This window comes from Pseudomonas sp. SDO5532_S415 (assembly GCF_054071155.1).
Genome location: NZ_JBSVWS010000192.1, coordinates 1 through 10159, shown reverse-complemented (window position 1 = coordinate 10159; position 10159 = coordinate 1). Strand labels below are relative to the sequence as shown.

At 61.3% G+C, this 10159-nt stretch carries 8 protein-coding genes; 6 read left to right on the top strand and 2 right to left on the bottom strand.

Going from position 1 to position 10159, the window contains the following annotated elements; genetic code table 11:
- Positions 1-71 precede the first annotated feature (71 nt).
- Both ACW9HW_RS26350 and ompR read right to left on the bottom strand, forming a co-directional pair.
- Entirely contained in the window at positions 72-1385 is a 1314-nt protein-coding gene (locus ACW9HW_RS26350) for an ATP-binding protein (protein WP_095192379.1), read from the bottom strand.
- Between the two features lie 113 nt (positions 1386-1498).
- On the bottom strand, positions 1499-2239 hold the full coding sequence (gene ompR / locus ACW9HW_RS26345; RefSeq protein ID WP_020795794.1) for an osmolarity response regulator transcription factor OmpR: 741 nt from the start codon (positions 2237-2239) through the stop codon (positions 1499-1501).
- A 362-nt stretch (positions 2240-2601) separates the two neighbouring features.
- Between ompR and ACW9HW_RS26340 the strand changes: the two genes are divergently transcribed.
- From ACW9HW_RS26340 to tauC, 6 genes are all read left to right on the top strand, one after another.
- Entirely contained in the window at positions 2602-4926 is a 2325-nt protein-coding gene (locus ACW9HW_RS26340; protein ID WP_457402207.1) for a Tex family protein, read from the top strand.
- The gene (locus tag ACW9HW_RS26335; RefSeq protein WP_095192381.1) at positions 4926-5309 is read left to right on the top strand and encodes a PaaI family thioesterase; all 384 of its coding nucleotides are present in this window, start codon (positions 4926-4928) and stop codon (positions 5307-5309) included. Before ACW9HW_RS26340 ends, ACW9HW_RS26335 begins: the two co-directional genes overlap by 1 nt.
- Positions 5310-5571: 262 nt before the next feature.
- Positions 5572-7155, top strand: coding sequence for a glutamate--cysteine ligase (gene gshA / locus ACW9HW_RS26330; RefSeq protein ID WP_095192382.1), 1584 nt, complete (start codon positions 5572-5574; stop codon positions 7153-7155).
- 298 nt (positions 7156-7453) lie between these two features.
- Positions 7454-8431 carry a taurine ABC transporter substrate-binding protein gene (tauA, locus tag ACW9HW_RS26325; RefSeq protein WP_095192383.1) on the top strand — a complete coding sequence of 326 codons (978 nt, stop codon included), beginning with the start codon at positions 7454-7456 and terminating at the stop codon, positions 8429-8431.
- A gap of 16 nt (positions 8432-8447) precedes the next feature.
- Positions 8448-9242 (top strand): taurine ABC transporter ATP-binding subunit, encoded by a 795-nt coding sequence (gene tauB, locus ACW9HW_RS26320; protein WP_095192384.1) that lies wholly within the window; start codon positions 8448-8450, stop codon positions 9240-9242.
- Entirely contained in the window at positions 9239-10072 is an 834-nt protein-coding gene (gene tauC / locus ACW9HW_RS26315) for a taurine ABC transporter permease TauC (protein ID WP_095192385.1), read from the top strand. Before tauB ends, tauC begins: the two co-directional genes overlap by 4 nt.
- The last annotated feature ends 87 nt before the right edge of the window (positions 10073-10159 follow it).

The window sequence follows — 10159 nt, the reverse complement described above, 5'->3', positions numbered from 1 at the left end:
TGGATACATTTCAACTGTGGGAGCGAGCCTGCTCGCGAAGAGGCCACTAGACTCCCTGAAGATTTCCGCCTTTAGACCGCATCCCGCGGCAACAACAACCCCAACGGCAAGCGCACCCGCGCTTCCAGCCCACCGCCGGTACGGTTGCGCAGTTCAACATTGCCGCCATGCATCGAAGCAATCCGTTTCACGATCGCCAACCCCAACCCGGTGCCCTTCCCGCCCCTGGCACGATCGCCACGGGTGAACGGGTTGAAGATCGCTTCCAGCTCCGATGGATCAATCCCGGCACCACGGTCCATGACGCTCAGCACCACGTACGGCGCACTGGTATCCCCCGACACATAAGCCGCCACTTCGACCCCGCTACCCGCGTGATGCAGGGCGTTGCCGATCAGGTTGTTCAATAGACGTTTCATTGACACCCGACGCAAAGGAAACGGCTGGATCGGTTCCAGTCGCAAGCGCACTTTCTCTTCGTTCTGGTTGTACGGTGCAGCGACTTCGCGGACCAGATCGCTCAGGTCCACCTCCTCCACCGACTCGTCGCGACCGTCGCGGATGAATGCCAGGAACTGGTCGAGAATCGCGTCCATGTCTTCGATGTCGCGGACCATGTCATCCGTCAGATCGCTTCGGTCGCCCATCAGCTCCAGGGACAACCGCAAGCGGGTCAGCGGCGTACGCAAGTCATGAGACACCCCGGCCAGCATCAGCTCGCGTTCGCGACCGGCCTGCTCGACGTCTTCGGCCATCTGGTTGAAGGCGCGATACACCTCGGTCATTTCACTCGGCGTATCGCTGATTGGAAGACGTACGCTGCGGCCCTGGCCGAGTTGCCGCGCAGCGTAGACCAGACGTTTCAGGGGTTGGTTGAGCTGACTGACGAAAATCCACGCCGACGCGGTGGACAGCAAGCCAATGGCCAGGAACCATCCCAGCACATTCCAGATTTTCTGACCGCGCAACGGATGCGGATACAGCGGCACTTTCAGCCAGCCGTCGCCCAGGCTTGGCGCTCGAACCCATAATGCCGGTGGCGAGTGCATGCGCAATCGCACCTCGGTATCGGCACCCAGTTCAGCCTGCATCTGCCGCTGATAGATTTCGCTGTAAGGCCAGTGTTGCTCGCCTTCCGGCACGCCGGCACCCACCACCCGGATCAGGGTCGCGGCTTCGGCGATTTTGTCGCGGTTGTTTTCATCGGCCGCCCAATAGGCACGCAGCGTCAGGGCGACACCGTGGCTGTATTGGCGATCCACCAGCACGTCTTCGTTCATCAACAGATAAACCAGGGTCAGTGCCTTGGAAAACAGAACGACGATCAGCACCAGCCAAAGGGTGCGGGAGAAGAAACTCTGGGGGAACCAAACCGGGGTTTTCATGGTAAGCGCTACACACTTGCAGGAACGAGCGATGCTCGCATATTGCGGGTCGCAAGTCTGCGGGCAAGGTCGGCTGACCGTCGCCCGCACGACCCGCTCCTACAAATCGCCGATCACTTGGTGGCGGCGCCATCCGGAACGAACACGTAGCCCACGCCCCAGACAGTCTGGATGTAACGCGGCTTGGACGGATCAGGCTCGATCATCCGGCGCAGGCGGGAAATCTGAACGTCAATGGAACGCTCCAGCGCATCCCATTCGCGGCCACGGGCCAGATTCATCAGCTTGTCGCGGGTCAGAGGCTGACGAGCGTTCATCACCAGCGCCTTGAGTACAGCGAACTCACCGGTGGTGAGCATGTGCACTTCTTCACCGCGCTTGAGCTCGCGGGTGGCCAGGGACAATTCGTAGTCACCGAAGGTCACGCTTTCGTCTTCGCTGCCCGGCGCGCCCGGCACCGGTGCAGACTGACGACGCAGGACGGCCTTGACGCGCGCCATCAGTTCGTCCGGGTTGAACGGCTTGGCCAGGTAATCGTCGGCGCCCAGTTCAAGGCCCTTGATACGGCTCAGCTCGTCGCCCTTGGCGGTCAGCATGATGATTGGAATCTGATTGTTCGCGCCGCGCAGGCGGCGGCAGGCGGTCAGGCCGTCTTCGCCGGGCAGCATCAGGTCGAGAACGACCAGGTTGAACACTTCGCGTGCCAGCAGGCGGTCCATTTGCTCGGTGTTCGGTACGGCGCGGGCGCGATAGCCCTTGCTGACGAAAAAACGCTCCAGCAGGCTGCTGAGCCCCGGATCGTCGTCAACAATAAGAATTTTTTCGCCTTCAGCAATGTTTGCAGTGCTGCTCATTGGATGCTCCTTTGATCTCGGCGCGCATTATGGCGTAGCTGCCGTTATACGCACCGTGTGCATTGTTAGCAGATTTTTCCTTCACCGCCAGGAATCCAGGCATTTTGCCTACAGCCTGCGATACCCCCCGAAGGACAGAACGCTGGTTATAATGCGCGGCCTTTTGTGTCAGGCAACGTCTGATCGTTACGCCGGGTGGCCGCTTTTTATTTTCATGGCGCCGGCAGTAATTGTTCGATTTCACGGGTCAACGGGATACCTTTTGATCCAGGTAGCGGCGCAGGCCAGGCCGCTCAACCAGACTCGCCGGGCCGTTATCCCTGCGCCCGCGAGCCTGCTTTCACAATTTGTCAGGTGGTTTTATGGACAGCATCAACAGCCGCATCGCCGAGGAACTCGGCGTACGCCCACAACAGGTCGAAGCGGCCGTCCCGCTACTCGATGAAGGCTCTACCGTTCCCTTCATCGCCCGCTACCGGAAAGAAGTGACCGGCAGCCTCGATGACACCCAGCTGCGTCATCTGGAAGAACGTCTGCGCTACCTGCGAGAACTCGACGAACGGCGCATCAGCATCCTGGCCAGCATCCAGGAGCAAGGCAAGCTGACCCCGCAACTCGAACGCGACATCAAGCTCGCTGACACCAAGACCCGCCTCGAGGACTTGTACCTGCCGTACAAGCAGAAGCGCCGCACCAAGGGCCAGATCGCCCTGGAAGCCGGCCTCGGCGACTTGGCCGACGGTCTGTTCAACGACCCGAGCCTGACGCCGGAGGTCGAAGCCGCACGCTTCGTCGACACCGAAAAAGGCGTGGCCGATGTGAAGGCCGCCCTCGAAGGGGCCAAGTACATCCTGATGGAGCGCTTCGCCGAAGACGCGGGCCTGCTGGACAAGTTGCGCAACTATCTCAAGCAGGAAGCCACTCTCAGTGCCCGCGTGATCGCCGGCAAGGAAGAGGAAGGCGCCAAGTTCCGCGATTACTTCGAACACGACGAACCGCTCAAAAGCATGCCATCGCACCGCGCCCTGGCGATTTTCCGTGGCCGCAACGAAGGCATTCTCAGTTCCGCGCTGAAAGTCGGTGATGAACTTCCAGGCACCATGCACCCGTGCGAAGGCATGATCGGCCAGCAATTCGGTATCCAGAACCAGAACCGCCCGGCCGACAAATGGCTGGGCGAAGTGGTGCGCTGGACCTGGAAGGTCAAGCTCTACACCCACCTGGAAACCGACCTGCTGGGCGAGCTGCGCGATGGCGCGGAGACCGAAGCGATCAACGTTTTTGCCCACAACCTGCACGACTTGCTGCTATCGGCCCCGGCCGGCCCGCGCGCCACCCTGGGCCTCGACCCGGGCCTGCGCACCGGCTGCAAGGTGGCCGTGGTCGATTCCACCGGCAAACTGCTGGATCACGCCACGGTGTACCCGCACGTACCGCACAACAAGTGGGACCAGACCATCGCGATTCTCGCGGCCCTGTGCGCCAAGCACTCAGTGGACCTGATCGCCATCGGCAACGGCACCGCCAGCCGCGAAACCGACAAGCTGGCCGCCGAACTGATCAAAAAATACCCAGCCATGAAGATGACCAAAGTCATGGTTTCCGAAGCCGGTGCATCGGTTTATTCGGCGTCGGAACTGGCCTCGAAGGAATTCCCGGACCTCGACGTGTCGATCCGCGGCGCCGTGTCCATTGCCCGTCGCCTGCAGGATCCACTGGCCGAGCTGGTGAAAATCGATCCGAAATCCATCGGTGTCGGCCAGTACCAGCACGACGTGTCGCAGCTGAAACTGGCGCGCGGCCTGGATGCTGTAGTCGAAGACTGTGTGAACGCCGTCGGCGTGGACGTGAACACCGCCTCGGTGGCGCTGCTGGCTCGAATTTCCGGCCTCAACGCGACCCTTGCGCAGAACATCGTCAGCCACCGCGACGAGCATGGCGCGTTCAAAACCCGCGCAGCGTTGAAGAAAGTGGCGCGCCTGGGCGAGAAAACCTTCGAACAGGCGGCTGGCTTCCTGCGCGTCATGAACGGCGAAAATCCGCTGGATTCGTCCGCCGTGCACCCGGAAGCCTACCCGCTGGTGCAGCGCATCGCCGCTGAAACCGACCGCGACATCCGCTCGCTGATCGGCGATGCCGCGTTCCTCAAGCGCCTGGATCCGAAAAAATACACTGACGAGACCTTCGGCCTGCCGACCGTCACCGACATCCTGCAAGAACTGGAAAAACCAGGTCGCGATCCGCGTCCGGAGTTCAAGACCGCCGAGTTCCAGGAAGGCGTCGAAGATCTCAAGGACCTGGAACTGGGCATGATCCTCGAAGGCGTGGTGACCAACGTGACCAACTTCGGCGCGTTTGTCGACATCGGCGTGCATCAGGACGGTTTGGTGCACATCTCTGCACTTTCGGAGAAGTTCATCAAGGATCCGCGTGAAGCGGTCAAGGCCGGCGACGTGGTGAAAGTGAAGGTCATGGAAGTCGACATCCCGCGTAAGCGCGTGGGCCTGTCGATGCGCATGAGCGATACCCCGGGCGAGAAAATCGACGGTGCCCGTGGCGCACGTCCTGGCTCGGCGCCACGCCAATCCCAGAACAGCGCACCACGCAAGGAAACCCCGGCGGCAGCCCCGGCCAACAACGCCATGGCTTCGCTGTTCGCCAACGCCAAGCAGTTGAAGAAACGCTGATGGACATCCCGGCCGGGCTGACCGAAAGCGCATTTTTCAGGCTCCTGGGCTGTCGTCTGCACAGTCTGGAAACCGGGGTGGCGCAAGTCGCCCTGGGGCTTGAACCGCAGTTGCGCAATCGTGGCGGCAAGCTGCACGGTGGAGCCCTGTTCAGTCTGGTGGACATTGCCATGGGGCTGGCCTGTTCCAGCACCCACGGCTTTGACCAGCAGAGCGCGACCATCGAGTGCAAGATCAACTACATCCGCGCCGTCGCCGACGGCGAGGTGATGTGCACGGCGCGGGTGATCCACCCGGGCCGCCGCACGCTGGTGGTCGAAGCCGACGTGATGCAAGGCGACAAACTGGTCGCAAAAGCACAAGGCACGTTCGCTGTCCTGTAGCTAGCCGTCATCGATTTGAGGTAATTTCGGCGCTGTGACCGCAGCGCTGACGTTTTCTGTGGGAGCGAGCCTGCTCGCCAAGGCGGTGTGTCAGGTGGCTTCACTGCTGACTTACACGCCCTCTTCGCGAGCAGGCTCGCTCCCACAGGGAATTGCGGCGTTCGGTACAAAAACCAGGCGAAAACGCCAGTTTCAACTTCACCCTTGTAGACCGTCTTGCCCACCCCCATATTGGGGCGACTGACGCGTGAAGGAATCCAACTTGAGCGAACTTCTCAACCGCCGCCTGGCCCTGCTCGGCGAGCGCGCTAACCTCTCTCTGCTCGAACAGTGCCTTCACGGCATCGAACGCGAATGCCTGCGCGTGACCGGCGAAGGTCGCCTGGCGCAAACGCCGCACCCGGAAGCCTTGGGTTCCGCGCTGACCAATGAACAGATCACCACCGACTATTCCGAGTCGCTGCTGGAGTTCATCACCCCGGCCCTGCCCGATCCTGCCGATACGCTGGCGAGCCTGGACAGCATTCACCGTTTTGCCTACAGCAAGCTCGGCAACGAGTACCTGTGGAGTCCATCGATGCCGTGCCCGTTGCCGGCCGAGGAAGATATCCCGATCGCCTATTACGGCACGTCCAACATCGGTCAGCTCAAGTACGTGTACCGCAAGGGCCTGGCCCTGCGCTACGGCAAGACCATGCAGTGCATCGCCGGGATCCATTACAACTTTTCCCTACCGGAAAAACTCTGGCCGCTGCTCAAGGCGGCTGAGGGTGTTGTCGGCACCGACCGGGACTTCCAGTCGTCGTCCTACATCGCCCTGATCCGCAACTTCCGCCGCTACAGCTGGCTGCTGATGTACCTGTTCGGTGCATCGCCGGCCCTGGACGCCGGTTTCCTGCGCGGTCGTTCGCACCAGTTGGAACAGCTGGATCCACACACCCTGTATCTGCCGTACGCCACCAGCCTGCGCATGAGCGACCTGGGTTACCAGAGCAACGCCCAGGCCGGCCTGACCCCGTGCTACAACGACCTGGTCAGCTACACCGACAGCCTGCGCAAAGCGGTGGCCACGCCGTATGCGCCGTATGTCGAGGTCGGCACGCACAAGGACGGTGAGTGGGTTCAGCTCAACACCAACATCCTGCAGATCGAAAACGAGTACTACTCCAACATCCGCCCGAAACGCGTGACCTATTCCGGTGAGCGGCCGATCCAGGCGCTGATGGCCCGCGGCATCCAGTACGTCGAAGTACGTTGCCTGGACATCAACCCGTTCCTGCCGATGGGCATCGACATCACCGAATCACGTTTCCTCGACGCCTTCCTGTTGTACTGTGCCCTGAACGATAGCCCGCTGCTGACCAGCACCAGCTGTGGCAACGCGACGTCGAACTTCCTCAGCGTGGTCAAGGAAGGCCGGCGTCCGGGCCTGCAACTGCAACGCGACGGCCACCCGGTGGACCTGAAAGAGTGGGCTGGCGAACTGCTGGAAAACATCGCTCCGCTGGCCGCGCTGCTCGATCAGAGCCATGGCGGCGATGCCCACAGCAAGGCGCTGGATGCACAGTTGGCCAAGGTCCAGGACCCGTCCCTGACACCATCGGCCCAAGTGCTGGCGGCGATGGCCGAGCACAAGGAAAGCTTTGCCCAGTTCTCGTTGCGCCAAAGCCAGGCCCATGCGGAGTTTTTCCGTAGCGAACCACTGTCCAGCGAAGACCAGGCGAAGTTTGAAGAGCGCGCACGTTCATCGCTGGCTGAGCAGGTTGAACTGGAGCAGAACGAGGTGGGCGATTTCGATGTATTTGTCGGATCGTATCAGGCGAGCATTCTGGCGATCAGCAACTGACCGAAAACCCTGTGATGACAGGGTTCTCTTGTGGCGAGGGGATTTATCCCCGTTCGGCGGCGCAGCCGCCGTAAAACCATTGTCCCGGTTACATCTGATGCATCCCGTTTGACGCTTTGGGGATAGCTTCGCTATCCAACGGGGATAAATCCCCTCGCCACAAAAGCGATCCCCGACTAATCTCCCTTAGAATTTTCCGCTCATAAGCTCATTCGAAAAAGTTATTTATTTTCGAATTCTTATATCATTTAGTCTCCTTTTCACACCGACTCTCGGTCGCCTGACAAGGAGCTTTCCCATGAAACTGACTTTCCCTCTTCGCTTGCTGGCGGCCGCATCTTTGGCTGCGGCGAGTTTGTTTGCCCAGGCGGCTGACGTCACCGTCGCCTACCAAACTACCGTTGACCCGGCGAAAGTCGCCCAGGCCGACGGCGCCTACGAAAAAGCCACCAAGGCCGACATCAGCTGGCGCAAATTCGATAACGGCGCCGACATCATCGCCGCCATCGCCTCCGGCGACGTGCAGATCGGCTACCTCGGTTCCAGTCCGCTGACCGCAGCCATCACCCGCAAAGTCCCGGTGGAAACCTTCCTCATCGCCACCCAGATCGGCGCCGCCGAAGCCCTGGTGGCCCGCGACGGTTCCGGGATCAAGACTCCACAAGACCTGATCGGCAAGAAAATCGCCGTACCATTCGTTTCCACCGGCCACTACAGCCTGCTGGCCGCGTTGAAGCACTGGAACATCGACCCGTCGAAAGTCACCGTTCTCAACCTTGCCCCGCCGGCGATCATCGCGGCATGGAAACGCGGTGACATCGACGCCACCTACGTGTGGGACCCGGCGCTCGGTGTAGCAAAAGAAAACGGCAAAGTGCTGATCACTTCCGGTGAACTGGCCAAGTTCGGCGCCCCCACCTTCGATGCCTGGATCGTGCGCAAGGACTTCGCCGAGAAGCACCCGGAAATCGTCACTGCCTTCGCCAAAGTGACCCTGGATGCCTACGCCGATTACCGCAAGGACCCGCAAGCCTGGCTCGCCAACCAAAGCAACGTCGACAAGCTGGTGAAACTCTCCGGCGCCAAGGCCAGTGACATCCCCCTGCTGCTGCAAGGTAACGTCTACCCCCTGGCGGCTGATCAGGTGACCAGCCTCGGCGCACCGACCACCAAGGCCATTACCGACACCGCCGTGTTCCTCAAAGAGCAAGGCAAGGTCGAGGCCGTGCTGCCGGATTACGCGCCATACGTCAGCGCCAAGTTCATCACCAACTGATCGGGAGTTAACCGCGATGGCCTTGCTACAGCTGGAGCGCATCAGCGCACAGTACCCAGGCAGCCCTACACCTGTGCTGGCGGATATTTCCCTGACCCTGGGGCCCCAGCAGCTGCTGGTCGCCCTCGGCCCGTCCGGCAGTGGCAAGACATCGCTGTTGAACCTGATTGCCGGTTTCGTCGAACCCAGCGCCGGGCGTATCACCCTCGATGGCGTGCCGGTCAAAGGCCCGAGCGCTGAACGCGGCGTGGTGTTTCAGGATGATGCCCTGCTGCCCTGGCAGGACGTGCTGGCCAACGTGGGTTTCGGCTTGGAACTGGCTGGCATTGCTCGGGACAAACGCGAAATCCGGGCCAGGGAAATGCTCGCGTTGGTGGACCTTTCCGGTTTTGAAAACCGCCGCATATGGCAGCTTTCAGGCGGCCAGAAACAGCGCGTCGGCCTGGCCCGCGCGCTCGCCGCCGACCCGCGCGTGCTGCTGATGGACGAGCCCTTCGGCGCCCTCGACGCCTTTACCCGCGAGCAAATGCAGGAACTGCTGTTGCAAGTCTGGCGCCGCACTGCAAAACCGGTCTTCCTGATTACCCACGACATTGAAGAAGCAGTGTTCCTCGCCACCGACCTGATTTTGCTGGCACCCAATCCCGGGCAAATCGTCGAGCGCCTGAGCCTGGATTTCGGTCAGCGTTACGCCGCCGGTGAATCGGCCCGCTCGATTAAATCCGACCCGCGCTTTATCGAAACCCGCGAACACGTACTCGCCAAAGTGTTCTCCCAACGCAGTGCCACCCAGCGTCAGGAGCACGCATGAGCAGCTACGAAATTCCCGCCGCCGCGGTAAAAACCGGGGCCACCGTGATTGCGCTCCGTCGCAGTTTGAGCACTCGCTGGATCAGCCTGCTGACGCTGGTGGTACTCATTGTCATCTGGTGGGCCGTAACGGCGAGCGGTTTGATCGAACCGCTGTTCCTGCCGCCACCTTCCGCCGTGCTGCAAAAAGGCTGGCTGCTGGCGACCAGCGGATACATGGATTCGACCCTGTGGCAGCACTTGGGCGCGAGCCTTGGCCGCATTGGCCTGGGCCTCGGTTTTGCGGTACTGACTGCCGTGCCGGTCGGGATTGCCATCGGTGCCAACCGTATCGCCCGGGGCGTACTGGATCCGCTGATCGAGTTCTACCGCCCTATTCCGCCGTTGGCTTATCTGCCGTTGATCGTGATCTGGTGCGGCATCGGCGAACTGTCGAAAGTCCTGCTGATCTACCTGGCGATTTTCGCGCCGATCGCCATTGCGACCGCCACCGGTGTACGCACCGTCGACCCGGCCAAGTTGCGCGCCGCCCAGTCGCTGGGCGCAACACGGTCGCAGCTGATTCGCCATGTGATTCTGCCGAGTGCGCTACCGGACATTTTGACCGGGGTGCGAATCGGCCTGGGCGTGGGCTGGTCGACACTGGTCGCCGCCGAACTGATCGCTGCCACCAGCGGTTTGGGTTTCATGGTGCAGTCCGCCGCGCAGTTCCTGGTCACCGATGTGGTGGTGCTGGGGATTCTGGTGATCGCGCTGATCGCCTTCGCCATGGAAATGGGTTTGCGCGCCCTGCAACGCAAACTCGTGCCGTGGCATGGCCAGGCCCACTGATTTTTCGTCATGTGAATAACCCTGTGGGAGCGAGCCTGCTCGCGAATGCAGAGTGTCAGGCGACATTTCAGTGACTGACACACCGCT

What these genes read in the sequence shown, in the direction of transcription:
- ACW9HW_RS26350 (WP_095192379.1), bottom strand. Translation starts at nt 1,385, where the DNA reads ATGAAAACCCCGGTTTGGTTCCCCCAGAGTTTCTTCTCCCGCACCCTT.
- ompR (WP_020795794.1), bottom strand. Translation starts at nt 2,239, where the DNA reads ATGAGCAGCACTGCAAACATTGCTGAAGGCGAAAAAATTCTTATTGTT.
- ACW9HW_RS26340 (WP_457402207.1), top strand. Translation starts at nt 2,602, where the DNA reads ATGGACAGCATCAACAGCCGCATCGCCGAGGAACTCGGCGTACGCCCA.
- ACW9HW_RS26335 (WP_095192381.1), top strand. Translation starts at nt 4,926, where the DNA reads ATGGACATCCCGGCCGGGCTGACCGAAAGCGCATTTTTCAGGCTCCTG.
- tauA (WP_095192383.1), top strand. Translation starts at nt 7,454, where the DNA reads ATGAAACTGACTTTCCCTCTTCGCTTGCTGGCGGCCGCATCTTTGGCT.
- tauB (WP_095192384.1), top strand. Translation starts at nt 8,448, where the DNA reads ATGGCCTTGCTACAGCTGGAGCGCATCAGCGCACAGTACCCAGGCAGC.
- tauC (WP_095192385.1), top strand. Translation starts at nt 9,239, where the DNA reads ATGAGCAGCTACGAAATTCCCGCCGCCGCGGTAAAAACCGGGGCCACC.